The organism is Nocardia sp. NPDC051900 (assembly GCF_044452545.1).
Lineage (GTDB): Bacteria > Actinomycetota > Actinomycetes > Mycobacteriales > Mycobacteriaceae > Nocardia > Nocardia sichangensis.
Genome location: NZ_JBITBU010000022.1, coordinates 32,263 through 56,517 on the forward strand (window position 1 = coordinate 32,263; position 24,255 = coordinate 56,517).

The following is a 24,255-nucleotide window of genomic DNA, read 5'->3' on the forward strand; positions in this document are numbered from 1 at the left end:
ACCCTTTGTCGCTACGAGCGACCACCCGCCGAGAGGCGCTTGTGGGACGTCGACACCCACCGTCGGCGTCCGGACAGCCCCGGGCCGCACCCTTTGTCGCTACGAGCGACCACCCGCCGAGAGGCGCTTGTGGGACGTCGACGGTTACAGACACCAGCACGGTGTCCCAGCCCACAGCGCCGCCAGGTCATTCCGACCTGGCGGCGCTGTCGCTTCCAGCGGTCTCCACCCCACGAGTGGGACATGGTTGTGCGGGCTTCTCGCGTTCTGCCGCGGCCATGTGCCACTCGCGGAGTCGCGCTGCGAGGGCGGGGGTAGTGGGGGAGGATGCGGTTATGGCGTCGCGAGATGGGGTTTTGCGTCGACGGCTCGGGCTTGCCGATTCGGTGGTCATCGGGTTGGGGGCGATGGTGGGCGCGGGGATATTCGCGGCGCTCGCGCCTGCGGCCGCGTCGGCGGGGAGTTGGTTGCTGGTGGCGCTCGCGGTGGCGGCGGTGCTGGCGTATTGCAACGCGACGTCGTCCGCGCGGCTGGCGGCGCGATACCCCGTTTCCGGCGGCACCTATGTGTATGGGCGGGAGCGGCTCGGACCGTTCTGGGGATATCTCGCGGGGTGGGGGTTCGTCGTAGGGAAGACGGCCTCTTGTGCGGCGATGGCGCTGACGGTCGGTAGCTATGCCTGGCCCGAGCAGGCGCACGCCGTGGCGGTGGGCGCGGTGGTGGCGATCACCGCGATCAATTACACGGGCGTGCAGAAGTCGGCGTTCGCGACTCGGGTGCTCGTCGCGGTAGTGCTCGCGGTGCTCGCGGTGGTGGTCGTGATCGGGCTGTTCGGAACGCATTCGGCGGCAACCGCCTTGCCCGGCCGGGTCGGTCCGCGCGACGTGCTCACGGCGGCGGGACTGCTGTTCTTCGCGTTCGCTGGGTACGCGCGCATCGCCACGCTCGGTGAGGAGGTGCGCGAACCGCAACGCACCATCCCCCGCGCCATCATGATCGCGCTCGCACTCGCGCTCGCGGTCTACACGCTGGTCGCGGTCGCGACGCTGAGCGTGCTCGGCTCCGCCGGACTGGCCGAGGCGGCCGACCCGCTGGCGCGAATGGTCAGCGCGGCGGGCGTTCCCGCTGCCGCGCCGGTGGTGCGGATCGGCGCGGTGCTCGCGGCGGCCGGATCGCTGCTCGCCCTGATCCTCGGCGTATCCCGCACGATGCTGGCCATGGCGCGGGACCGCTATCTGCCGGGCGCGCTCGCCGCCGTGCATCCGCGGTTCGGGGTGCCGCACCGCGCCGAACTGGTGGTCGGCGCGATCGTCGCCGTGGTCGCCGCGCTCTTCGATGTACGGGCGGCCATCGGGTTCTCCTCGTTCACGGTGCTCTTCTACTACTTGATCGCCAACCTCTCCGCCGCCACACTGACCGTCGAGGAGAATCGGCCGCCCCGGTGGATTCCCGTGGTCGGCGCGGTGGGGTGCGTCGTCGTCGGATTCGCGCTGCCCCTCGGCTCCGTTCTCTCCGGGCTCGGCGCGCTCCTCGTCGGCGCGGCGCTGTACGTGTCGGGCAAGCGCTACCGCTGAAGATCGGGCCGTCCACCGCGCCGCCCCGACTGGCCCACCGACCTCCCTTGGCCTTGCGCTGTAGACATCGGGTGAGCGCTACCACCGAAGGGGTCGCGGCGTACCGGCCCGCGGTGTCCGACCAAGGCGAACGGTGTGGTGTACCGAAGCGGCGGGGTCGCGCCGCACGGCAAGTGCCCGGTCTGTTCCACCCCTCGACACCGATATCAGATGTCCAGTTCCCCGCCTGTTTACCGCGTGAACAGGCCAAAGGGCGCTAGCCTTTTGCACATGGGGCGTTTCGGTGGATTCCTGGCGGGAATCGCGGCGGTTTCGCTGGTGGCGGGCAACGTCTTCGCCGGAGGCGCGGCCGCCGCGACCGGCGACGTGCGGTGCGCGGTCACCTCGGGGCGCGATCTGGAGCGGGCGGCGCCCGAACAAGTCGGTTTGGATTCCGCGAAACTGCGGGATGCGCTGACCTTCGCGAACGGCCGAAACCGCTTCAATGTGCAGGTGTTCCGGCACAACTGCCTCATCGGCGAGGGACCGACGAACGACCGGACCGGCAACGTGGCGTGGAATATCTGGAGTGCGACCAAGAGCGTCGTCTCGCTGCTCGCCGGAATAGGGTGGGACCAAGGAAAACTAGATCTCCACGCGCCCATCGACCGCTATCTGCCCGCCGGGCTCGGTGATGCGGAGCACCGGTCGATCACTGTCGAGAATCTGCTCACCGAGACCTCGGGCATGCGGGTCGGCGTGCTGACCGAGGGCGTCACCGGTGTGATCCCGGTCGACCCGGACAGCGCGGTGCAGGCGCTCGGCGTGCCGCTGGACAACCCGCCGGGCACCGTCTTCACCTACAGCCAGCGCAATGTCGATCTCTTGGCCTACGTGCTGGAGCTGGCCGTCGGCGAACCTCTGCAAGATTTCGCGCAGCGCGAACTGTTCGATCCGCTCGGAATTCCTCGCGGGGACTATTACTGGGCTCAGGACCGATCCGGGCACACCTACGGCTACGCGCACTTGATGATCCCGCCGAACGATTTCGCGAAGCTCGGACTCCTGGTGAGCAACGACGGGCGCTGGGGAGCGCAGCAGATCGTCTCCCGCGACTACCTGCGCAAGGCGCGCACGCCCTCACCCACGAACGCGTGCTACGGCTACCTGTTCTGGCTCGGTGGCGGTTGCGCCGAAATCGCCGACTTCCTGCCCGACGACGTGTACGCGATGGCCGGCCTCGGCATGCAGAACGTCTTCGTCATACCCAGCCTCGACCTCACCGTGGTGTGGACCGGCGTCTTCGGGAACGTCAGCAGCCAGGGCGTGTCCGGAGTCGTGCAGAACACCCAGGAATTGCCCTACGAGTTCTTCCGCAAAGTGTTCGACGCGTTCTACGACCGGCCGGTACCCGACCCGGGACCGTACGTCGAGCCGCCGCTGCGGCTGGACCCACGTCGTTTCGTCGACACGGACATCCTGATCGCGGTATTCGGCCTCGGTCCCGCCGCCTATCCGGGCTGCAACGTCTTCGCTTGCCTGAGCCACCCGCTGGATCCGCCGTTCGCGGACGTCCCGCCGGGCTGCGCCATCCTGGTCTGCCTGGGACCCGACCCGCGCACCCCGGCCATCCGCTGAACGAGCCGCTACCTGGTCGCGGACAGATCCGTGACCCAGCCGTGCACGTCGTCGGTGCGCAATGCCGCATGGTGGCGTTTGCGCAGCGCCTGGGAGATCGGGCCGGGGACGCCGTCGGCGACAAGGCGGCCGTCCACCTCGACGACCGGCGCGGCACCGGATGATGTGCCGGTGACGAACACTTCGTCGGCGATGTACAACTCGGTGAGATCCACGGTGCGTTCCACCACCGGGATGCCGTCCTCCGCCGCCAAGGTGAGAACGGTCCTGCGGTTGATGCCGTCGAGGATGTCGCAGGAGACGTCGGGCGTGATCAACGTGCCGTTGCGGACCAGGAAGATGTTCGCCGCGCTGAGTTCGCAGACGTGCCCGTTGCCGTCGAGGAAGACACAGTCGTCGTAGCCGCTGTCGATCGCGTCCTGCTTGGCCAGCACCGAGTTCACGTACGCGCCGTTGACTTTCGCGCGGGAGGGGATCGCGTTGTCCGGAATGCGCCGCCACGGACTGGACTTCAGGCGCATACCGTCCTGCGGCACGATGGGCACCGCGTCGTAGACGAAGATGCTGACCCGAATGGCACAGCCCCGCACCCGCGTGCCCGGAATGGACTCGACCACGTGCACCGTCGCACGCACGAAAACGTCCTCACGCGGAGCATTCGCGGCGATCAGCTCCACAACGGCCGCACGGAAACGCGCGTAATCCCACTCCTGCGCGAATCGATCGATCCCGATGATCTTGCAGGACTCCTCGAGCCGACGGAAATGGTCGTCCAAACGAAACGCCGTACGCGCTGCCCCGTCCACGTGCACCGGGAACACGGTGTAGACGCTGAGTCCGTACAACACCGCCGACGATGCGACGCCCACCGTGGCCGCTTCGGCCGCGACGATCCGGTCGCCGAGATACACGTGAGGATGTGGATTCGCCATCGGCGCAGGCTAACAGCCCCGCCCCGCGCCGGGCGAGGCCATTTTCAGCCCGCGGCCAGGCGGGCGAAGCGGGCGGTGTCCATGTAGTCGCGGAAGAGCACCACTTGGCCGTCGCGGACCCGGACGACGTTGACGGAGGTGCGCCTTCGGGCGCGGCCGGATCCGGGGATGGTCATGTCGACCTCGTTCTCCACGAGCAGCACTTCGGGATCGGTGGTCTCGTAGACCTGCGGGTGGATCGCGTGCACTTCGATTCCGGACAGGCCCGACCATCGTTGCGCCAGGTGCTCGCGGATCGCTTCGCGGCCCTCCAAGCGGCTCGGGTGGCCGGGGATCGCGAACGGGATTTCGAAGACCGCGTCGGGCGCGAGCAGCGCGACGAACGCATCGGGGTCACGGGCCGGTAGCTCACCGAACAACCGCTCGACCAACTCGCGCGGGCTTCGCACGGACGAATCAGCAGCCATCACAAACCTCCAGATAAGCGGAACCAAGGACCCGCTTATTTTTCGGAACGAGCGCCCCGTTTGTCAACAGTAGACTCGGTCCTCGTGACCGAACCCGAGCGCCGACCGCTGCGCGCCGACGCTCGCCGTAACCGCGAGCGAGTCCTGGCAGCCGCGCAGGAAGCGTTCGCGGCGGAAGGACTCTCGGTGCCGCTGGACGAGATCGCGCGGCGGGCCGGCGTCGGCGCGGGCACCGTCTACCGGCACTTCCCCACCAAGGAAGCGCTGTTCGAGGCGGCGATCGTGGATCGGGTCGACCGGATCATCGCGCTGGCAAGGGAATCGGCCGACGCCGCGGAACCGGTGACCGCGTTCTTCGACTTCCTGGCCCGGCTCGTGGCGGAGGGCAGCGTCAAGCGCGATCTCGCCGACGCCGTAGGCGGGCAGGACGCCCCGGAATATCTCCGGCCGGTGCACGAACTGAATTCGGCCATCGGCACGCTGCTCACCCGCGCGCAGGAGGCGGGCGGCGTGCGCACCGACATCGAGGTCGAGGACCTGATGCGCCTCATCAAGGGCGCCTTCCTCGCCACCCACGGCACCGCCGCTACTCCAGCGCAGCGCGAACGCACCTTCGCCGTCGTCTTCGACGGACTGCGGGCCCGCTGATCCGTCGCCGAAGCGCCTCCCGGCGGCAGGCCGCCCGATCCGCGACCAGCACAGCGCGGATACCAGCGACATGGAGCCGCCAACAGCACCGGCGGCATCATCCACGCTGGGCGCGCTCGCGCGAATGCGGGAAACGACGAACGGGCCGCGGAAAGTCCACAGCCCGTTCGATCGAGAAACGAACGTCTCAGCGGTCGCTGAGCAGTACCTCGGCAATCTGAATGGTGTTGAGCGCAGCGCCCTTTCGCAGGTTGTCGCCGGAGATGAACAGCGCGAGTCCGCGACCGTCCGGCACGCCCGGGTCCTGGCGGATGCGGCCGACGAGCGAATCGTCGACGCCCGCCGCGGCGAGCGGGGTAGGCACGTCGACCAGCTTCACGCCGGGAGCCTTGGCCAGGATCTCCTTGGCGTGCTCGACCGAGAGCGGCTCGGCGAATTCGGCGTTCACCGAGAGCGAGTGGCCGGTGAAGACCGGGACGCGCACGCAGGTGCCGCTCACCGCGAGATCCGGGATGCCGAGGATCTTGCGGCTCTCGTTGCGCAGCTTCTGGTCCTCGTCGGTCTCGCCGGAGCCGTCGTCGACCAGCGAACCGGCCAGCGGAAGCACGTTGAACGCGATCGGCGCGACGTACTTGTTCGGCGCGGGAAAGTCGACGGCGCGGCCGTCGTGGGTCAGCTTCTCGGCGTCATCGATCACCGCGCGGGCCTGGCTCGCCAACTCTTCGACACCGGCCAGCCCGCTGCCGGAGACCGCCTGGTAGCTGGAGACGATCAAGCGGCGCAAACCGGCGATGTCGTGCAGCGGCTTGAGCACCGGCATGGCGGCCATCGTGGTGCAGTTCGGGTTGGCGATGATGCCCTTGACCAGGTTGCGCGCCTGCTCCGGGTTGACCTCGCTGACCACCAGCGGGACCTCGGGATCCTTGCGCCACGCCGAGGAGTTGTCGATCACCGTGACGCCCGCGGCGGCGAAGCGCGGCGCCTGCACGCGGGACATGGTGGCGCCCGCGGAGAACAAGGCGATGTCCAAGCCGGACGGATCGGCGGTCTCGGTATCCTCGACGACGATCTCGCGGCCGCGCCAGGGCAGCGTCTTGCCCGCCGAACGAGCCGAGGCGAAGAACCGCACCTCGTCGGCCGGGAAGTTGCGCTCCTCCAGCAGTTTCCGCATCACGGCGCCGACCTGGCCGGTCGCGCCGACGACTCCTACGCGAACACCCATGACCTATCGCCCCGTTCCCGCGTGGACCACCGCGACCTCGTCGCCGCCCAGGTCGAACGCCCTGTGCAGCACCTTGACCGCCTCGTCCAGCTCGGTGTCCTTGACCAGCACGGAGATCCGGATCTCGGAGGTGGAGATGAGATCGATGTTGACGCCCGCCTCGGCCAGCGCCTCACAGAACTTGGCGGTGACGCCGGGGTGGCTCTTCATGCCCGCGCCGACCAGCGACACCTTGCCGATGTGGTCGTCGTAGAGCACCTGGGAGAAACCGATCTCGGACTGGCGCTTGGTCAGCATCTCGACCGCGCGGGCGCCCTCGGTCTTCGGCAGCGTGAAAGTGATGTCGGTCTTGCCCGTCTCGACCTTCGAGATGTTCTGCAGGACCATGTCGATGTTGATCTCCGCGTCGGCCACGGCGCGGAACACCTTGGCGGCGTAGCCCGGTTCGTCCGGCAGGCCGACCACGGTCACCTTGGCCTCGCTGCGGTCGTGCGCGACGCCAGTGAGGATTGCTTGCTCCAAGGGGATGTCCTCCATCGATCCGTAAACGTAGGTGCCCTGCTTGTCGGTGTAGGACGAGCGCACATGCACGGGCACGTTGTAGCGGCGGGCGTATTCGACGCAGCGCAGCATCAGCACCTTGGCCCCGCAGGCCGCCAGTTCCAGCATCTCCTCGTAGGAGACCTGCTCGAGCCGCTGCGCGTCGGGCACGATCCGCGGGTCGGCGGTGAAGACGCCGTCCACGTCGGTGTAGATCTCGCAGACGTCCGCGCCCAGCGCGGCGGCCAGCGCGACCGCCGTGGTGTCGGAGCCACCGCGGCCGAGCGTGGTGACGTCCCTGCTGTCCTGGCTCACGCCCTGGAAACCGGCGACCAGCACCACGAGGCCCTTGTCCAGTGCGTCGCGGACGCGGCCGGGGGTCACGTCGATGATCTTCGCGTTGCCGTGCGCGCCCGTGGTGATCACGCCCGCCTGCGAGCCGGTGAACGAGCGGGCCTCCGCGCCGAGGGAGTGGATGGCCATGGCGACCAGCGCGTTGGAGATGCGCTCACCCGAGGTGAGCAGCATGTCCATCTCGCGGGCAGGCGGCGACGGCGCCACCTGCTGAGCGAGATCGAGCAGCTCGTCGGTGGTGTCACCCATGGCGGAGCAGACCACCACCACGTCGTGGCCTTGCTTCTTGGTCTCCACGATCCGTTCAGCGACGCGCCGGATCCGCTCGGCGGTCGCTACCGAGGATCCTCCGTACTTCTGAACCACGAGAGCCACGACAGGGTCCTCCAAGATCGACAACAAACTGGTAACAGTCATCCAGGGTACCGGCCGAGGCCAGCGGTTTTGCCGCTACCTACCCGGCTTGTGGAAAAGCACACAGCCGCATCCGATCCCGGTCGCGCCGCGCGGGCCGCCGCGGATGGGGGACGATGGGCGCATGAAGAGCACGCTGCTCGAGGTGAGAACGGGCCACAGTGAAGTGGTACAGGACATCACGCCGCAGTGCGCGACATTCGCGCGAGAAGCGGGCGGTGACGGGCTGCTGCACGTCTTCGTGCCGCACGCCACGGCCGGAATCGCGATCATGGAACTCGGCGCGCGCAGCGACGACGATCTGCTGGCCGCGCTACGTGATCTCCTGCCCGCCGACGACCGGTGGCGGCACGCGCACGGCTCGCGCGGACACGGGCGTTCGCACGTGATGCCCGCCCTCATCCCGCCCTACGCGACCGTTCCGGTACTCGGCGGAAAGCTCGCCCTCGGTACTTGGCAGTCGATCGCGCTGGTCGATCTCAATGTCGACAACCCGGACCGGCAGGTGCGGCTGTCGTTCCTCACCGACGCGAGCTGAACCGGGCCCCTCCGGCCGAGGCGACGAATGTCCGGGCAGACCGCGGCCCGGACAAGCCCAACCCCGGCGTGACGACCCGGCCCGACTCCGCCGGGCCGACGTGTGGCCGCGCGGGCGTGGGCAGCGTCCCGGGGGGACTCCGCCGCAGCGCGTGACACGTAGTACTACAAGCGGAGTGCTTTCAACTGCCGAGCGGTCCGCCGCGGTCACCACGGAGCGGAGCCGGGCACTGATCGAAGCCGCGGCCGACCGCGTGATGAGCCCGGATGACCGTGATCGGATCCCGTGCGCCTTCACGGAGTGGTTGTGACGCGCAGCACTCCGTTCGATAATGGGGCGATGATCGCACATGTAGGAGATCGACTCTGCGTGCACGGACACGTGGTGGGAGAAGTGGATCACCTGGCCGAGATCATCGAGGTCCGCGGGCCGGACGGGACGCCGCCCTACGTGGTGCGCTTCTCCGACGGTCACGAGTCACTGGTGTATCCAGGGCCCGACGCGATCGTCGAGCCCGCCACGTCGGAATGACCGCCGCGCCGGACCGAGCGCTGGGCGGCCTCGCCCGCGCCCGGCCCGGCGCTCACCGACGGGGAACTGCGCCCGCATCGCTCAGGCGCTTCGCTTGGCGCGCCGGGCCAGCGCGAAAGCCAGGATGGCCGCGATCAGCACCTTGCCCGCCGTCTCGATGATCGCGTTGACGTCCACGGCCGGATGCCAGGTCAGCCGACCATCGCGAAGCACGTAAGCGCCGACCGGCTTGGCGCCTACACCGAACGCCACGCCTTCGCCGGAGCCATCCCCGTCGGCGCTGTTCCCGGTACCGCCGCCGCCACCACCGCCACCCCCGACCGAGGCGGCGGGAATGACTATCGCGCCGCCGGATTCGTAGGGGTCGCCGTAAACCCGGCGCACCGTGATCGCGTCGCGCGCCTGCGCCAGCAGTTCGGCGTATTTCATGACATCCTCCCGCCCGTACCGAAGGCGCCGGATACCGGCGCCCATTCGGATCCGATCGTAGGCGCGCGAACCTCGGCCGAGCCCGTCCTTCCGGACGGAAGTTGTTCCGGCGGTTGCCCGATCGCCGATCTCGAGCAGATAACGGCACGTTATCCCGGTAACCGAGATGTGGTCTGGCACAGTCAGGTTGACGAACCGGACAAATCACGGAGACAATCGGCCGGACTTGTCCATCCGGGTGTCGGAGGTATGCCATGCGCACCAAAACGGATATCCGATTCTTCGTCGACACCGATCCCGGACAGGTCATGGACGCCCTGACCGACGTCGAAGCGCTTCCGGAATGGTCGTCGTCCTACAGCGACGTCCGGGTCGCGACCCGCGACGCACGACGCAGACCCCGGCGGGTCTTCCTCAAGGCGGAGCTGCTCGGCAGCTCGGATTTGCAAGTGCTGGAATATGATTGGACCGACGACCGGTCCTCCTGGATCGTCGCCGACAGCACCAGGGGCGTGCGGGGCGGCGGTTTTTTCGAGGTGACCGACAGCGTCGACGGCACGCACGTCTGGTATCACGTCGAGCTCTATCTGCCCCTCCCGGTTCCCGGATTTCTGCTCAAACGCACTTTCCGCAAGGCCAACGAGGTGGTCGTGGAGTGCTTCATAGATTTCGCCGAGCGGTTCCCCGAAACGGAGACCTATCAACCCGTATAGCGCGGACGGCTGCGCTCTGCGCGAAATCGGCCGCCGGGCGAAGCAGCGGACCGGCGCGGAATCGGCCGGGGTGCGACGATGAGCGCATGATCGGTTCCAAACGGGTGCGGTTCCAGCCGATGGCCGAAGGCGCGTCGGTGACCCAGCTCGAGTTGTTCTTCGACCTGGTGCTCGTCTTCGCGTTCACCATGGTCACCGGCTTGGTCGCGGAGGAGACCAGCGCGAAGAACATGCTGCGCGGGCTGCTGGTGCTCGCGGTGATGTGGTGGCTGTGGATCGCCTATTCCTGGCTCGGCAACGTGGTCCGCGCCGACGAGGGCATCGCGCGGGTCGCGATGTTCGCCGCGATGGGCGGCGCCTTCCTCGCCGCGCTCACCATCCCGGAGGCGTTCCGAGATCTGGCCGGAGGATGGTTCGGTCCGCTGGTCTTCGCCGTCGCGTACCTGATCGTGCGGTTGGTGCATTTCGGGATGTTCTGGCTGGCCAGTTCCGAGGATGCGCAATTGCGCGGCCAGCTGCTGCGCTGGGCGCTCGGGTCGATCACCCTCGGCACCACATTGCTCGTCGTCGCCGCCATGACCACCGGTCGCGTGCAGATCGCGCTGTGGATCGCCGCGATCGCGGGCGACTACCTCTGGACACTGTTCGCGGGCACCGATTGGCGGTTGAATTCGGCCACCCATTTCGTCGAGCGATACGGGCTGATCATCATCGTCGCGCTCGGTGAATCGATCGTCTCGATCGGTATCGGGGTGGCCGGCCTGCCGATCTCCTGGCCGATCGCGCTCGGCTCGCTGCTCGGTCTCGCCATTTCCGGTCTCCTGTGGTGGGCGTATTTCGACGTCGCGGCCCTGGCGGTGGAGCACGAACTGGTCCACGCCGAGGGCAAGCGGCAGATCAAGATCGCGCAGGCGTCCTACACCTTCTGGCATTTCCCGATGATCGTCGGGATCATCGCGCTGTCACTGGGGCTGAAGAAGGTCTTGTACTACGTCGGGGATTCCGCACACCACACTTTGACGGACGCGCTGTACGGAATTCCGCTCTACGCCCTCTACGGCGGCGTCGTGCTGTATCTGATCGCGCTGGTGGGTTTCAAGCACTACGCCACGCGCACCGTCACGGCGCCGCGCGTGGTCGCCATCGTGGTGCTGCTGGCGCTCATCCCGTTGGCCTGCGCCTTGCCCGCGCTGGCTTCGCTGGCCCTGCTGTGCGGCGTCTTGGTCGCGCTGATCGCTTGGGAGACCGTGCGTTTGGCACAGCCGCGGGACGCCATCAGGCACGCGGTACCTGATTGAGCCGATGCCGCACGCAGTCCTCGTCGGGCGTGGGCCCGTACGCGGACGGCGGCACCCGCACACCGTCGCGAACCGCGTCGCGGATCTGATCGATGTTCTCCCGCAGCACGTCCGCGACGAGTTCGTCGGTGCGCGGATCCTCCAGCACCTGGAACACGATGCGGAACGTGGTGTCGGCGATCAGCCGGATGATCTCGTCGTGGAACGGGATGTAGCGCACCCGTCCCGCCTGCGGGTCCTTCTTGATCAACTCCACGATCATCTCGTCCAGCTCGGCGCGGTTCTCCTCCAGGGCGGCCGCGATGTTGCGGGTGTAGTGGCCGGTGCGCAGCACCTCGGCCACCTCGTCCATCACCGCGATCGTCATCGGACGGCGGATGGTGTCGACGATGGTCGCCACGAACCGGTTCACCACCGCGGCGGTCACCCGGTCACCGAACACCCGGTCGGCCACCCGGGCCAGCCGGACGCCGATCACCACGACCCGCAGCAAACGGAAGCCGCGGAAGAACGGGCTGGTCACCGGGATCATGCCGACGACCTCGTACCAGTAGATGAACGGGAACGTCCACGGCCAGCCCGCGCGGCGCCAGCGCCACAGGAACTCGATCGCGAACACCCCGCACAACGTCCAGTCGACGACCACGACCACGTGGTAGGTGTGCCCGGAGACCGGGAGGAAGGTGATCCAGGCGACCAGCGCCACGGACACGATGGCCAGCGCCAGCATCAGGAAATCGGTCCAGAGCATGGGCGGCTTGCGCGGATAGTCCTGCGGCTCCGGCGCGTCCCGCAGACCGTATCGCTCGACGGAGGAGCTCTCGATACCCGAGCTGGGAGCGGACACTGCGGTTCCCTTCGACGCCGAACGGTGCCGCCGACATTAGTACGCGGAAAGCACGCTCGGCACGGTTGGCGATACCCCCCGGAAAAGGCGGATCTCAGCGACCGGCGCGAACGATCGCCTCGATATTGCGCTCGGCCAGCGCGGCGATGGTCAGCGACGGGTTGACCGTTCCGGTGCTGCCGGGTATCGCGGCGCCGTCCATCACGTAGAGGCCGGGGTGACCGTGCACCCGGCCGTAGCCGTCGGTGGCGCGCCCGAGCACCGCCCCACCGAGTGGATGCGCGGTGAACAGCGCGTTCGCGTCGTAGCCGAGGGCGCTGTACTCGACGAGGGCGTCCGCGCGTTCGGCGATCCGGTGGTCGACCGCGCGGGCCAGCGCGACCGTCTCGTCCCGGTTCTTGACCGACCAGCTCAGCCCGACTCGGTTCGTGGCCCGGTCGTAGCCGAACCGGGTGCGGGTCGAGTCGAGCACCATGCCGAGCGAGGCGAGCGCGCCGGTCTCGAACGGGATGCCGGGGATGTACCAGCTCTCCAGGGTCAGCGGCACGGCGGACTCGTCGAAGATCCGGCTCGCGCTCGGCACGCCTTGGCCCTGACCGGCCAGCGCGCTGGCCCCGCGGGCCAGGACCACGTCACCGTTGGTGCCCCACCCGTCGCCGACGTGCTCGTTCAGGTTCGGTAGCGCGCCGGTGGCCTGCGCACGGACCAGCAGTTCGGAGGTACCGATCGACCCGGCGCCGAGGAAGAGCCGATCACAGGTGAGGGTGCGGGTGGACAACACGTCACCGGTCGGCGACAGCTTCGCCACGGTGACCGCGTAGCGGCCGCCGGATTCCTGCGCGATGGCGTCGACTCGGTGGCCGGGGAAGACTCCGCACCGGCCGGTGCCCTGCGCGTATGCCAGGTAGTTCTGATTCAGGTCGAACTTGGCGCCGTTGGAGTTGCCCAGATTGCTCCTGGCCGCCGTCGCGGAAGCCCTTGACGCTCCGGCCAATTCGGCGCGCAGGATGTCCCAGTTGAAAATCGAGTCGTTGGCCTGGGGCTGATAGCCTGCCTTGCGCACCTGGTCGTCCCAGGCGCGGGAGTGCGCGAACGGCGAGGAGTTGTAGATGTCCGCGGGCATCGGGCTCAGCCGCAACATCTGGCGCACGCGCGGGTAGTAGACGCGCTCCATCTCGCCGTAGTCGACGCCGCCACCGAAGACGTGGTCGAAGAAGCGGCGCTCCGGGGCGATCATGGCGCCGCTGAAGATCACCGAACCGCCGCCGACGGCAGCCGCGCGCCAGACGTCGATGCCCGGATACTCGGTGCAGTCCAGCACGCCGCCGAAACTGGCGAAATGCATCGGCACCTTGGTGACGCCGGTGAAGTTGGTGCGGTGCCAGAAGCCGCGACCGTCGGGGAGGTCGTCGCCGGTGAAGATCTCCCGCCACGGGTCGTTCGGCCAGCGCGAACCGCGCTCCAGCACGGTGGTGGCCACCCCGGCCTCGGCCAGGCGCAACGCGGACACCGCTGCGCCGAAGCCCGAGCCGACGACGATCGCGGGCGAGTGCTCCGGCGGGTCGGGAATCGGGGCGAAGATCTCCGGCACCCAAGCGTGGAACAGGGCCTCCCACATCGGATCCGCGGCCGCCGCGCCGGTTCCCGTCATCGATCCCACAGCACCGAGCAGGGCGGCCGTGCCAGCCGCCTTGAACAAGGCACGTCTACGCACCGGTCACCTTCCATCATCAGGCTTAGCGTGCGCAGATTACCGGTATTCCCGATTTGTGAACAGATATCCGTTTTCGCTATCGCTCGAACGGCAGCTCGTCCGCGCGACAGGTCGCTCCCGGGGCGGGCAGTTGCAAGTCGACGAGATAGCGCTCGCGCAGTTTGCGTGTGCACTCGCCGAGCACAGCGTGCCCGTAGCCGCCTTCGACGACGACCAACCGTGCGTTCACCAGTTCCCGCTGCGCGCGCCGCGCGGAGCTGAGCGGGGTGACCGGATCGAATCGGTTGTTCACCAGCACGGCTGGGGTGTCCGATCGCAGGATCCACGGCCCGGCGTATCGCTGGGCATACCCCTCGGGCGGCGACGGCCAAGAGGCGCAGGCCTGGTGCAGCCACAGCCAGAGCGGGCCGTAAGCGGAGCTGACACGCGTCAGATCCTTTGCAAGTGAAGGCCATTGGGCCGAGTCGCGGGGAAAGTTGTTGTCCGCACAGGAGATCGCCGTGAACGAGTCGAGGAAGTCATACGGTTGCGTTGTGGCCGAGAGGATCCGGCCGACCGTGTCGGGATCGCCCGACGGGCCGCGCTCCAGTTCGGCGAGCAGTTGAGCCAGGGCGGGCCAACCCTCGTCCGGGTCGTACAGCAACAGCGCGTGCGACGACAGCGCCTCGGCGTAGGTGACCGTGCGCGCTCGCTCCCCGGCCCCCACCATCAGCGGCGCGTCGCGAAGACGTTGCAGCACAGCGTCATTGCGAGCGCGAAGGTCAGTGGAGCGGCCGGGATCGCCCGCGCCGCCGTCCGGCGCCGCGAAGGCACAGCGCTCCCGGCCCGCGTCCGCGCACAACCGCAGGAATTCATCGAGCACTTCCTCGGTCCCGGCCGCGGTGGTCTCGATGGCGCTGCGCGTGTCGTTGGTGTAGGCGTCCGGGTCGATCATCGACGCCAGGTGCAGGGCGCGCACCCGATCGCCGAACAGCGCGCCGTAAACCTGGCCCAGATAGCTCGCGTAGGAACCGCCTTCATAGGTCAGCTGGGGGTCGCCGACGGCCCGGCGCAGCAGGTCCAGGTCGCGCGCCGCGTCGACGGTGGTCAGGTGCCCGAGCAACGCGCCGCCGTGCGCCGCGCAACCGGCGGCCAGCTCGCGGCTCGCCGCGTCGGCCGCGCGCTCCTGCTCCGGACGCACGGGCGGCAGCGGGGCGCCGGACCAGAACCGCCGCTGCTGCTCGGCGTCCGCGAAACACCGCACCTGCCCGCTGCGGCCGACGCCGCGCTGGTCGAAGGTGACCACGTCGAAGCGGCGCGCGAGTTCGCCGCCTAACAGTTCTCCCTTCGCCGCCCAGCGCAGCCCCGAGCCTCCGGGACCGCCGACGGCGGAGAACAGCGTGCCGATCCGCCGCTGCGGGTCGGTGGCCTGCTGACGCACCACCGCCAGCCCGAGGGTCGGGCCGTCGGGGTGCGCGTAGTCCACCGGAACTTGCGCGGTCGCGCACTGGAACCGGCTCAGCTCCGGCTCCGCGCACCCCGCCCACTCCAGCCGGGGCGTCGGCGCGGCGTCGGCCTGGGCGACCAGGTCCGCGACCGCCGACTCGTGTCGGCTCGGCGGGCCGCCGCAGCCGCTCACCACGGGCAGCAGCGCGGCGAGCGCGGCGACGATGACGATTCTCCAGCTAGGCACGGCACTCATCCTGGGCTCCGTGCCCGGTGGCCGTCGTCACCCTGAGGATTGACATCCGGCTCTAGGACATCACCAAACGGATCACCGCGATCAGTCCGACCACGACGATGACCGCCCGCAGCAAGGTCGGCGGCATCCGCCTGCCCAACCGCGCGCCGAGTTGCCCGCCGATGATCGAGCCGAGCGCGATCAGCACCACCGCGCGCCAGTCCACGTCCGCCACGACGATGAAGATCAGCGCGGAGACCGCGTTCACGATCAGGGCGAGCACGTTCTTCGCCCCGTTGAGGCGCTGGATGTCGTCGTGCACGAAAACGCCGAGCAACCCGATCAGCAGCACGCCTTGCGCGGCCCCGAAGTACCCGCCGTAGACACCGGCGGCGTAAACCGCGGCGAGCAGGATGGGCCCCCCGTGCTCCGGCACCGGGGCGCCGTCGTTCTCCCGGCGGCGCTTGACCCAGCTCGCCAGCCGTGGCTGCACGACGACCAGCACCAATGCCACCATGATGAGAACGGGCACGATCGCCTTGAACGCTTCGGCGGGCAACACCAGCAGCAGCACCGCACCGGTGATGCCGCCGAGCAGCGAGGCGGTGCCCAACCGCAGCAGCCGATCGCGCTGCCCCGTCAGTTCGCGGCGGTATCCGTGCACGCCACTGATCGAGCCGGGGACCAGACCGATGGTGTTGGACACATTCGCGGTCACCGGCGGCAGGCCGAACGCGAGCAGAACGGGAAAGGTGATCAGCGTGCCGGAGCCGACGATCGTGTTGATGCCGCCCGCCGCGATGCCCGCACCGAAGACGGCCAGTTGCTCCAGCCAGGTCATTGCCAATCCTTCGACGTCCCGTCGGACCTCGGGCCCGTACAAGCGTGGTTCACTGCCGGACCGAACGGTAGCGGGGTCGTCGGATCACCCGACGACGGGACCACCCTTCCCGGCAGTATGTCCGCACGGTAAACTCGCGGACATCATGCAGCGGGCACTTCTTCTCGACCGCCGCGACGGGGTCTGATCGGACCGGCTCCCGTCGCGGGGTTTTGCCGCGCCGGTCGACCAGCCCCCATTGGGAAAAACGACATCCTCGGGAGAACCGCCCATGTCCCCTGCTGACGCATTTGTGTCCGGCGCGCGCACCATCACCGCGCCGAGCAGACCAGCCCCCGCCGACCAGCCCGGCTGGAACAAACAGAAGAACTCCTCGATGCCGACGTTCCGTTACCGGCCCTTCGCCGAGGAGGTCGAGCCGATCACGCTGCCCGACCGCACCTGGCCGGACAAGGTCATCGACCGGGCGCCCGGCTGGTGCGCGGTCGACCTGCGCGACGGCAACCAAGCGTTGATCGACCCGATGAGCCCGGCCCGCAAGCGCCGCATGTTCGACCTGCTGGTGCGGATGGGTTACAAGGAGATCGAGGTCGGCTTCCCCTCGGCCAGCCAGACCGATTTCGACTTCGTCCGCGAGATCATCGAGGACGGCGCGATCCCCGACGACGTCACCATCCAGGTGCTCACCCAGTGCCGCCCGGAGCTGATCGAGCGCACGTTCGAAGCCTGCGCGGGCGCGCAGAACGTCATCGTGCACTTCTACAACTCCACCTCGATCCTGCAGCGCAAGGTGGTCTTCCGCGCCGACCGCGACGCGGTGAAGAAGATCGCCACCGACGCCGCCGCGTTGTGCCTGGAGATCGAGCAGCGCTACCCGGACACCAATTGGCGTTACGAGTACAGCCCGGAGTCCTACACCGGCACGGAGCTGGAGTACGCCAAGGACGTCTGCGACGCGGTCTCGGCGATCATCGCCCCGACGCCGGAGAAGCCGCTGATCATCAACCTGCCCGCCACCGTGGAGATGGCGACTCCGAACGTCTACGCCGACTCGATCGAGTGGATGAGCCGCAACTTGGCCCGCCGCGAGGCGATCGTGCTGTCGCTGCACCCGCACAACGACCGCGGCACCGCCGTGGCCGCCGCCGAGCTGGGCTACCAGGCCGGCGCCGACCGGATCGAGGGCTGCCTGTTCGGCAACGGCGAGCGCACCGGCAACGTGTGCCTGGTCACGCTGGGGATGAACCTGTTCTCCCGCGGCGTCGATCCGCAGATCAACTTCTCCGACATCGATGAGATCCGCCGCACCGTCGAGTACTGCAACCAGTTGCCGGTGCACGAGCGGCACCCGTACGGCGGCGACCTGGTCTACACCGCGTTCTCCGGCAGCCACCAGGACGCCATCAACAAGGGTCTGGACGCGATGAAGACCGCGGCCGACGCCGCCGAGGCGGACGTCGACGACATCGTCTGGGAGGTGCCCTACCTGCCGATCGACCCGAAGGACGTGGGTCGCACCTACGAGGCGGTCATCCGGGTCAACTCGCAGTCCGGCAAGGGCGGCGTCGCCTACATCATGAAGACCGACCACGGGCTGGCGTTGCCGAGGCGGCTGCAGATCGAGTTCTCCCAGGCGATCCAGAAGATCACCGACGGCGAGGGCGGCGAGGTGACGCCCAAGGAGATGTGGGACGTCTTCCACGAGGAGTACCTGAGCCCGATCCGGCCGCTGGAGCGGATGCGCCAGAAGGTCACCGCGTCGGAGACCGACGGCGGGGTCGACTCGATCGTGGCCGTGGTGAAGGTCGACGGCGTCGAGCAGGAGATCACCGGCAAGGGCAACGGACCGCTCGCGGCGTTCGTCGACGCGATCGCCGCCGTCGGTTTCGACGTCGAGGTGCTGGACTACTCCGAGCACGCCATGTCCGCGGGTGACGACGCGCAGGCCGCCGCCTACGTGGAGTGCGCGATCGGCGACAAGGTGGTGTGGGGCGTCGGCATCGCCACCTCGATCACGACCGCGTCGCTGCGCGCGGTGGTGTCGGCGGTGAACCGGGCGCACTGACAGCGCATCTCGGCAAGTACGCGGACGGGCGCCGCGCGGGTTCCACCGCGCGGCGCCCGATCTCGCTGGGACAGACCATTTGTCGCGGGCATTCGGCTCCCCAAGCCCGGCATGCCTACCGCGACACGGGGTAGCGAACCCCGTGCTAGCGTTGGATTCGCACTCCAAGCGCCGAGCTCTCTGCTCGAACTCCCGAGCAGATGGGGGAACCGTGACAACAAACGACCACAATCCGACCTCTCCACCCTGGCTGCAGAGTCATTCCGTGGATACGGCCGAAGTCAGCGACGTGGAGTCATCGGCCAAGGACCCGTCGGCCGTGCCGGCCGGCGGTACGGAAGCGAAGGAAACCGACGCGTCGGCCGGGTCGGCCCAGCCGGACGCCCAACCCGAACAGCCCGAGCCGCACGGCTCGCCGGAGCAGACCACGGCCTACCCGCAAGCCGCCCCGGTGGCGCAGGCATGGGCTCCCCCGCAGGCCGGACCGGCCGAGCCCTACGGCTCGTACGCCCCGCCGAACGCGGGCGCGTATCCCCCTCCGTCGCCCTTTCCGGGAGAGCCGTTCACTACCGGCACCTTTCAGCCACCGTCGGGCCATAGCGGTAGCCACCCGATAGCCCCGCCTCCGGACGGACCTCATCCCGGTTACGGGGAGTACCGCCAGGAGATCGGCGGCGACGGCCTGACCCGGCATGTGCCCATGGATTCCGCGCAGCCCGAATCTCCTGCGCCGCAACTCGATCAGCCCAGCGGCCCGATCTACAGCTGGGCGCCGCCGCCTCCGCCGGTGACGCACCAGCCTCCGCCGCCCGCCTATCAACCGCCGCCTCCGCCGCCGCTCGGGCAACCGCAGGGGCCGGGCTGGCAAGGCGGGCCGGGTCCGCACCATTCGGTACCGCCGTTCCAACCGCAGCATGTGCCGCAGCCCGGCCAGCCGGGACATTCGGTGAACGACCTGAATCTGCTCCGGCGCGCCCGCAGGGCGCCGCGCAGCGGCTGGCGTCGCGCGGTGCACAAGGTGTCCGGCGGCATGATCAATCCGGGCGAGTCGGCGGCCGACATCGTCTACCAGGACCTCGCCGACCGGGTGAACCAGCCGGTGCGCGGTGACTACCGGATCGCGATCCTTTCGCTCAAGGGCGGTGTCGGGAAGACCACCACCACGGTTGGTCTCGGCTCCACCTTCGCTTCGCAGCGCGGCGACCGGGTCATCGCGATCGACGCCAACCCCGACCTGGGCACGCTCGCGCACCGGGTGCCACGGCAGACCCGCTCCACCGTGCGCAACCTGCTCGAGGATCAGCACATCACCAGGTACTCCGACGTGCGGGCGCACACCTCGCAGGCGCCGAGCCGCTTGGAAGTGCTCGCCAGTGAACAGGATCCGGCGGTCTCGGAGGCGTTCAGCGAAGCGGACTACCGCAAGGCGATCAGCATTCTGCAGTCGTTCTACAACATCATCCTGACCGACTGCGGAACCGGCTTGATGCACTCGGCAATGGCGGGCGTGCTGGATATGGCGAGCTCGCTGGTGCTGGTCACCTCGCCCGCCATCGACGGCGCGCGCAGCGCGTCGGCCACGCTGGACTGGCTCGACCACCACGGCTACGGCAAGCTGGTGGAACGAACCGTCGTGGTGGTGAACGCTTCCCGGCGCGGCGCGTCCACCGTCGACCTCGACCAGCTGCGCAAGCTGTTCCTCGATCGCACCCGCGCGGTGCAGGTCGTGCCGTTCGACGATCACCTCGCCGAGGGCGCGGAAATCGATCTGGAACTGGTGAGCAAGCCGACCCGGCGGGCGCTGCTGGAGCTGGCGGCGATGGTCGCCGACGACTTCGGCTACGTCAGCTCGCAGGCCCAGCATCCCTATCGGCACCAGCCACCGCACGGATTCTGATCGTCGCGCGGAATCATGCTCGTGCGGCGGAGCCCGTTCCGTGCGCGGAGTCGGCCGTCGTGAGTGCGGCGGCCGACTCGAACGCCGCGAGCACGGCCGCGATCGCCGGACGGGCCTCGGCCCGGGGCCGGGTGGCCAGTTCGTATATCCGAGCGGCGCGCACGCCGGACAGCCGTAGCACCGCCAGATCAGGGTGGCCGACCGCGTAGCGAGGCATGAGCGCGACACCGTAGCCGACGGCGACCAGCGTCTCGATGACGCGGAAATCGTTGAGACGCTGCGCTATACGCGGCTGCACGCCGGTCACGGTGGCGATCGAGCGCAGTACGTCGTCGACGGGAAAACCGCCCCGCACACTGAGCCAGGTCTCGTCGGCCAGTTCCTCCGGCACGACGGCCGAACGGCCCGCGAGCCGATGCGTCGGCGCCGCGACCACATCGATCGGCTCGCGCATGAGCACCCGGGTCGCGACGCGCGGGTCGGCGATGGGTGCGGCGCGCTCGTCACGATGGGTCAGCACCACGTCATAATCGGCGAGCAGTCGCGCCACTTCCGAGGGCGGCACGTCTTCGTCCCGCGCGATCACCTCGACTCCGCTGTCCACCATGCCGGGTAGCACATGCGGCAACAGCAACGCACCGCCCGAGGGAAACACCGCGACGCGGACCCGTCCGCGCGGCGAGCCGCGATAGTGCGCCATCTCGGCGACCGCGCGATCCATTGCGGCGAGCACTTCGTCGGCGCGCACCACCAGTGCACGACCCGCGTCGGTGAGCCGCACGCGTCTGCCGTCCGGTTCGAGCAGGGCCACGCCCGCCTCCCGCGCGAGCACCTTGAGCTGCTGGGAAACGGCGGAGGGCGTCATGGACAGTGCTGCCGCCACGGCGGACACTGTGCCGCGATCGGCCAGCTCACGCAGCACACGCAGCCTCTCCAGCGCCATGGGCGGACCGGCCGCGACCGGTTCGGAACCGAAATTCATTAAGTGAAGCTACATCATTCATCCATAATTATTCGATTGTTCTGATCTTTAGCAGACCGCACGATGAAGGCGTGACCAACCGCGACCGCCTGCTCGGCCTGACCGTCGTCCTGCTCTGGGGATTGAATTTCCTCGCCATCCGGGTCGGGCTCGACCACTTCCCCCCGTTCTTCTTCGCGGCGCTGCGCTTCGCCGTGCTCGCGGTGCCCGCGCTGCTTTTCATCCCGCGCCCTCCGGTGCGGATGCGGTGGATCCTTCTGTACGGCACCGGTTTCGGCATCCTGCAGTTCGCGTTCCTGTTCACCGCGATGCGGGTGGGCATGCCGACCGGGCTGGCCTCGCTGGTACTGCAATCCTCGGCGCCGTTCACCGTGCTGCTCGGCACGCTGCTGCTGGGCGAGCGGATCCGCCCGGTGCAGATCGCGGGCATCGCCGTCGCGGTGGCGGGCATGGCGGTGATCGGCTGGGACCGGCTCGCCCACGCCACCCTGCTTCCGGTGCTGCTGACCTTGGCGGGCGGGTTGGGCTGGGCATTCGGCAATATCGGCGCACGACTGGCCGGTACCGAGACCCCCGGCGTCAACCCGCTGCACCTGATGCTGTGGACCACCGCCATCCCGCCGCTGCCGCTGTTCGCGCTGTCGGCGTTCGCCGAGGGGCCGACCACGGGAGCGCGGGCTCTGGCCGAAGCGTTCACACCGGCGGGCCTGCCCGCTCTGCTGGCGCTCGCCTACATCGCCGTCCTCGCCACTGTGGTCGGCACGGGGTTGTGGACCTATCTGCTCGGTCGCTATCCGGCCGGCCTGGTCGCGCCGTTCTCCCTGCTCGTTCCCATCGTCGGCATCGCCGCGGCGTGGACTTTCCTGGGCGAAACTCCGACCACGTTGTCGCTGATCGGCGGGGTGGTGGTGCTGGCGGGAGCGTTCGCCGCCACGTCGGGCAGGCCACGCGCGACTACGGTGAACGCCCGCATCGAGCCATCGGGAACACCCGCGATGGCAGGTACCGGTCGCCCGGCCTAGCGGCCGTACCCACGTTCGATGTGCACTCCGTCACGACATTCGCATTCCGCACCGGCCGCTGTACGGGGTCGGTGCGAATCGATCGGCTTGCCGCTTTACAGTAGTGCCCGGCGTGGAAGTTGGTCCCTAGGCTAGGCAGCAGAGCGGCGCATGGCAGACAATCAGTGGACCGTATCGCGAAGAGCACTGCTTCGTAACACGGTCGCGGCGGGGGTGGCTACGGCGGGGGCACTGGCGGCGGGTGCGCTGAAACCCACGCCTGCCGCAGCGAATCCCGGCGGCAAAAGGGTCGCGGTACTCGGCGGCGGTGTCGCGGGCCTGACCGCGGCACACGAGCTGGCGGAACGCGGATTCCAGGTCACCATCTACGAGAAACGGGCGTGGGGCGGCAAAGCCCGCAGCGTCGGCGTGCCCGGCACCGGAACGGGTGGACGGCCGGATCTGCCCGGTGAACACGGCTTCCGTTTCTTCCCCGGCTTCTATCAGCACGTGCCGGACACGATGCGCCGAATCCCGTTCCCCGGCAACGCGAACGGCGTGTGGGACAACCTGGTCGCGGTGCCGGAAGCACGATTCGCCCGGCACGGCGGCGACGACTTCCGCGTCCCGCTCGGTCCGCGCGCCCGTGCCGAGTTCTCCCCGGACAGTTTCCGCGAAACGCTCGGCGCGGCGCTGTCGACCGCACTCAAGATGCCTTCCAACGAGGGCGTCTACTTCGCCGAACGCCTGCTGGTCTTCAACACCAGCTGCGACGCCCGCCGCCTCGGCCAATGGGAGCGCACCTCCTGGCACGATTTCGTCGGCGGCCACGCGCGCTCGCACGAGTTCCGCGCGCTGCTGTCGCGCACGCTGACCAGCATCATGGTCGCCGCGAAAGAGAACATCGCGAGCGTGCGGACCATCGGAACCATGGGCGAGCAGTTCCTCGGCAATCCCTTGGGGATCGGCAACGACGGCAGCCTGGACCGGGTACTGAACGGTCCGACCAACGCGGTCTGGATCGAGCCGTGGACGCGGCGGATCCGCGAACTCGGAGCGGATTTCGTGCTCGGCGCCGAGGTGCGCGAGCTGGAGGTGCGCGACCGTAGGATCGTCGCGGCCCGGGTCGTGGACGAGACCGGCGCGCAACGCACGGTCGAGGCCGACTACTTCGTCGTCGCGTTGCCCGCCGAACGGGCGCGCACGCTGTGGTCGCCGCAAGTACTCGAGGTCCGGCCCGATTTGGCCGGGATGGACAACCTGTTCACCGACTGGATGAACGGCATCCAGTTCTATCTGCGCCGACCGGCCGACATCTCGCGCGGCCACACCGCCTACATCGACGCGCCGTGGTCGCTCACCTCGATCAGCCAGAACCAGCTGTGGCGCCGGAAGCTGACCGAGTTCGGCGACGGCGGCGTGCAGGACTGCCTTTCGGTGGACATCTCCGACTGGAACACCCCCGGCATCGTGTTCGGCAAACCCGCCAAGGAGTGCACCCACGAGGAGATCGCTCGAGAGGCGTGGGCCCAGATCAAGGCCCATCTGGACGATCGCGGCGAGGTGCTGCGCGACGCCGACCTGCACTCCTGGTTCCTCGATCCCGGCATCACCTGGCAGGAGGGCGAGCGGCGCAACGCCAACGCCGACCCGCTGCTCATCAACACCGCCGGGTCGTGGGAGTACCGTCCGCAACCGCACGGCGCACTGGAAAACCTCTTCCTGGCAGGCGATTACGTGCGCACCAACGTCGACCTGGCCACCATGGAGGGCGCCAACGAGTCCGCGCGCGCCGCGGTGAACGCCCTGCTGGACGTGGCCGGTTCGAACGCGGAGCGCTGCCGGATGTACACCCTCTACCGCGCCACCGAACTGGAACCGCTGCGCCGCGTCGACGCCGACCGCTACGCGGCCGGACAGCCGAACATGTTCGACGTCCCCGTCTGAGCGGATGTGATCGATCTCCCTTCG

General features: G+C 68.7%; 21 protein-coding genes. 11 read left to right on the forward strand and 10 right to left on the reverse strand.

The genetic code is table 11. The features are described 5' to 3' along the window. Positions 1-335 precede the first annotated feature (335 nt). Positions 336-1,574, forward strand: a complete 1,239-nt coding sequence (locus tag ACIA5H_RS30680) for an APC family permease (RefSeq protein ID WP_379250055.1) — start codon at positions 336-338, stop codon at positions 1,572-1,574. Between the two features lie 270 nt (positions 1,575-1,844). Beyond that, positions 1,845-3,191: a serine hydrolase domain-containing protein gene (locus ACIA5H_RS30685; RefSeq protein WP_397079137.1), complete on the forward strand. Its 1,347-nt coding sequence runs from the start codon at positions 1,845-1,847 to the stop codon at positions 3,189-3,191. An 8-nt stretch (positions 3,192-3,199) separates the two neighbouring features. On the opposite strand, the gene ACIA5H_RS30690 is transcribed toward ACIA5H_RS30685, so the two are convergent. Further along, the gene (locus tag ACIA5H_RS30690; protein ID WP_379250051.1) at positions 3,200-4,123 is read right to left on the reverse strand and encodes an aminotransferase class IV; all 924 of its coding nucleotides are present in this window, start codon (positions 4,121-4,123) and stop codon (positions 3,200-3,202) included. Positions 4,124-4,167: 44 nt separating this feature from the next. Further along, a complete protein-coding gene (locus ACIA5H_RS30695; RefSeq protein ID WP_397079139.1) occupies positions 4,168-4,590 on the reverse strand; it encodes a nuclear transport factor 2 family protein in 423 nt (140 codons plus the stop codon). Between the two features lie 84 nt (positions 4,591-4,674). On the opposite strand from ACIA5H_RS30695, the gene ACIA5H_RS30700 reads away from it, so the two are divergent. Then, positions 4,675-5,238 carry a helix-turn-helix domain-containing protein gene (locus ACIA5H_RS30700; protein ID WP_356963442.1) on the forward strand — a complete coding sequence of 188 codons (564 nt, stop codon included), beginning with the start codon at positions 4,675-4,677 and terminating at the stop codon, positions 5,236-5,238. Positions 5,239-5,425: 187 nt separating this feature from the next. Here the strand turns inward: ACIA5H_RS30700 and ACIA5H_RS30705 are convergent, their stop codons facing one another. Further along, a complete protein-coding gene (locus ACIA5H_RS30705; protein ID WP_379250047.1) occupies positions 5,426-6,460 on the reverse strand; it encodes an aspartate-semialdehyde dehydrogenase in 1,035 nt (344 codons plus the stop codon). 3 nt (positions 6,461-6,463) lie between these two features. After that, entirely contained in the window at positions 6,464-7,729 is a 1,266-nt protein-coding gene (locus ACIA5H_RS30710; RefSeq protein WP_379250045.1) for an aspartate kinase, read from the reverse strand. Between the two features lie 163 nt (positions 7,730-7,892). Here ACIA5H_RS30710 and ACIA5H_RS30715 point away from each other — a divergent pair, with 163 nt between their 5' ends. Beyond that, entirely contained in the window at positions 7,893-8,306 is a 414-nt protein-coding gene (locus ACIA5H_RS30715; protein WP_355078703.1) for a secondary thiamine-phosphate synthase enzyme YjbQ, read from the forward strand. A 339-nt stretch (positions 8,307-8,645) separates the two neighbouring features. Further along, positions 8,646-8,837 carry a DUF1918 domain-containing protein gene (locus ACIA5H_RS30720; RefSeq protein WP_039794508.1) on the forward strand — a complete coding sequence of 64 codons (192 nt, stop codon included), beginning with the start codon at positions 8,646-8,648 and terminating at the stop codon, positions 8,835-8,837. A gap of 81 nt (positions 8,838-8,918) precedes the next feature. Here ACIA5H_RS30720 and ACIA5H_RS30725 read toward each other — a convergent pair whose 3' ends face one another. Continuing rightward, positions 8,919-9,266 carry a sporulation protein gene (locus ACIA5H_RS30725; protein WP_355078704.1) on the reverse strand — a complete coding sequence of 116 codons (348 nt, stop codon included), beginning with the start codon at positions 9,264-9,266 and terminating at the stop codon, positions 8,919-8,921. A gap of 254 nt (positions 9,267-9,520) precedes the next feature. Between ACIA5H_RS30725 and ACIA5H_RS30730 the strand changes: the two genes are divergently transcribed. Further along, entirely contained in the window at positions 9,521-9,979 is a 459-nt protein-coding gene (locus tag ACIA5H_RS30730) for an SRPBCC family protein (protein WP_355078705.1), read from the forward strand. Positions 9,980-10,065: 86 nt separating this feature from the next. Continuing rightward, complete coding sequence (locus tag ACIA5H_RS30735; RefSeq protein ID WP_379250040.1) at positions 10,066-11,277, forward strand: low temperature requirement protein A; 1,212 nt, start codon at positions 10,066-10,068, stop codon at positions 11,275-11,277. Here ACIA5H_RS30735 and ACIA5H_RS30740 read toward each other — a convergent pair. The 4 genes from ACIA5H_RS30740 to ACIA5H_RS30755 form a co-directional block, all read right to left on the reverse strand. Next, positions 11,255-12,124, reverse strand: coding sequence for an ion transporter (locus tag ACIA5H_RS30740; protein WP_397079145.1), 870 nt, complete (start codon positions 12,122-12,124; stop codon positions 11,255-11,257). The genes ACIA5H_RS30735 and ACIA5H_RS30740 overlap by 23 nt on opposite strands. 94 nt (positions 12,125-12,218) lie before the next feature. Next, positions 12,219-13,838: a GMC oxidoreductase gene (locus ACIA5H_RS30745; RefSeq protein WP_397079147.1), complete on the reverse strand. Its 1,620-nt coding sequence runs from the start codon at positions 13,836-13,838 to the stop codon at positions 12,219-12,221. Between the two features lie 76 nt (positions 13,839-13,914). After that, positions 13,915-15,519 (reverse strand): alpha/beta hydrolase, encoded by a 1,605-nt coding sequence (locus ACIA5H_RS30750; RefSeq protein ID WP_397079149.1) that lies wholly within the window; start codon positions 15,517-15,519, stop codon positions 13,915-13,917. A 52-nt stretch (positions 15,520-15,571) separates the two neighbouring features. Then, positions 15,572-16,339, reverse strand: a complete 768-nt coding sequence (locus ACIA5H_RS30755; RefSeq protein ID WP_397079150.1) for a sulfite exporter TauE/SafE family protein — start codon at positions 16,337-16,339, stop codon at positions 15,572-15,574. A gap of 271 nt (positions 16,340-16,610) precedes the next feature. On the opposite strand from ACIA5H_RS30755, the gene leuA reads away from it, so the two are divergent. Together leuA and ACIA5H_RS30765 are read left to right on the forward strand one after the other, a co-directional pair. After that, a complete protein-coding gene (leuA, locus tag ACIA5H_RS30760) occupies positions 16,611-18,404 on the forward strand; it encodes a 2-isopropylmalate synthase (RefSeq protein ID WP_379250032.1) in 1,794 nt (597 codons plus the stop codon). A 265-nt stretch (positions 18,405-18,669) separates the two neighbouring features. Further along, entirely contained in the window at positions 18,670-20,301 is a 1,632-nt protein-coding gene (locus ACIA5H_RS30765; RefSeq protein ID WP_397079152.1) for an AAA family ATPase, read from the forward strand. A gap of 13 nt (positions 20,302-20,314) precedes the next feature. Here ACIA5H_RS30765 and ACIA5H_RS30770 read toward each other — a convergent pair whose 3' ends face one another. Beyond that, positions 20,315-21,244, reverse strand: a complete 930-nt coding sequence (locus ACIA5H_RS30770) for a LysR family transcriptional regulator (RefSeq protein ID WP_397079240.1) — start codon at positions 21,242-21,244, stop codon at positions 20,315-20,317. Between the two features lie 110 nt (positions 21,245-21,354). On the opposite strand from ACIA5H_RS30770, the gene ACIA5H_RS30775 reads away from it, so the two are divergent. Both ACIA5H_RS30775 and ACIA5H_RS30780 read left to right on the forward strand, forming a co-directional pair. Beyond that, positions 21,355-22,305, forward strand: a complete 951-nt coding sequence (locus tag ACIA5H_RS30775; protein ID WP_379250028.1) for an EamA family transporter — start codon at positions 21,355-21,357, stop codon at positions 22,303-22,305. A 150-nt stretch (positions 22,306-22,455) separates the two neighbouring features. Further along, a complete protein-coding gene (locus ACIA5H_RS30780; protein ID WP_379250026.1) occupies positions 22,456-24,231 on the forward strand; it encodes an FAD-dependent oxidoreductase in 1,776 nt (591 codons plus the stop codon). Positions 24,232-24,255: the final 24 nt, after the last annotated feature.

What these genes read in the sequence shown, in the direction of transcription:
- ACIA5H_RS30680 (WP_379250055.1), top strand. Translation starts at nt 336, where the DNA reads ATGGCGTCGCGAGATGGGGTTTTGCGTCGACGGCTCGGGCTTGCCGAT.
- ACIA5H_RS30685 (WP_397079137.1), top strand. Translation starts at nt 1,845, where the DNA reads ATGGGGCGTTTCGGTGGATTCCTGGCGGGAATCGCGGCGGTTTCGCTG.
- ACIA5H_RS30690 (WP_379250051.1), bottom strand. Translation starts at nt 4,123, where the DNA reads ATGGCGAATCCACATCCTCACGTGTATCTCGGCGACCGGATCGTCGCG.
- ACIA5H_RS30695 (WP_397079139.1), bottom strand. Translation starts at nt 4,590, where the DNA reads ATGGCTGCTGATTCGTCCGTGCGAAGCCCGCGCGAGTTGGTCGAGCGG.
- ACIA5H_RS30705 (WP_379250047.1), bottom strand. Translation starts at nt 6,460, where the DNA reads ATGGGTGTTCGCGTAGGAGTCGTCGGCGCGACCGGCCAGGTCGGCGCC.
- ACIA5H_RS30715 (WP_355078703.1), top strand. Translation starts at nt 7,893, where the DNA reads ATGAAGAGCACGCTGCTCGAGGTGAGAACGGGCCACAGTGAAGTGGTA.
- ACIA5H_RS30720 (WP_039794508.1), top strand. Translation starts at nt 8,646, where the DNA reads ATGATCGCACATGTAGGAGATCGACTCTGCGTGCACGGACACGTGGTG.
- ACIA5H_RS30725 (WP_355078704.1), bottom strand. Translation starts at nt 9,266, where the DNA reads ATGAAATACGCCGAACTGCTGGCGCAGGCGCGCGACGCGATCACGGTG.
- ACIA5H_RS30730 (WP_355078705.1), top strand. Translation starts at nt 9,521, where the DNA reads ATGCGCACCAAAACGGATATCCGATTCTTCGTCGACACCGATCCCGGA.
- ACIA5H_RS30735 (WP_379250040.1), top strand. Translation starts at nt 10,066, where the DNA reads ATGATCGGTTCCAAACGGGTGCGGTTCCAGCCGATGGCCGAAGGCGCG.
- ACIA5H_RS30750 (WP_397079149.1), bottom strand. Translation starts at nt 15,519, where the DNA reads ATGAGTGCCGTGCCTAGCTGGAGAATCGTCATCGTCGCCGCGCTCGCC.
- ACIA5H_RS30755 (WP_397079150.1), bottom strand. Translation starts at nt 16,339, where the DNA reads ATGACCTGGCTGGAGCAACTGGCCGTCTTCGGTGCGGGCATCGCGGCG.
- leuA (WP_379250032.1), top strand. Translation starts at nt 16,611, where the DNA reads ATGTCCCCTGCTGACGCATTTGTGTCCGGCGCGCGCACCATCACCGCG.
- ACIA5H_RS30770 (WP_397079240.1), bottom strand. Translation starts at nt 21,244, where the DNA reads ATGGCGCTGGAGAGGCTGCGTGTGCTGCGTGAGCTGGCCGATCGCGGC.
- ACIA5H_RS30780 (WP_379250026.1), top strand. Translation starts at nt 22,456, where the DNA reads ATGGCAGACAATCAGTGGACCGTATCGCGAAGAGCACTGCTTCGTAAC.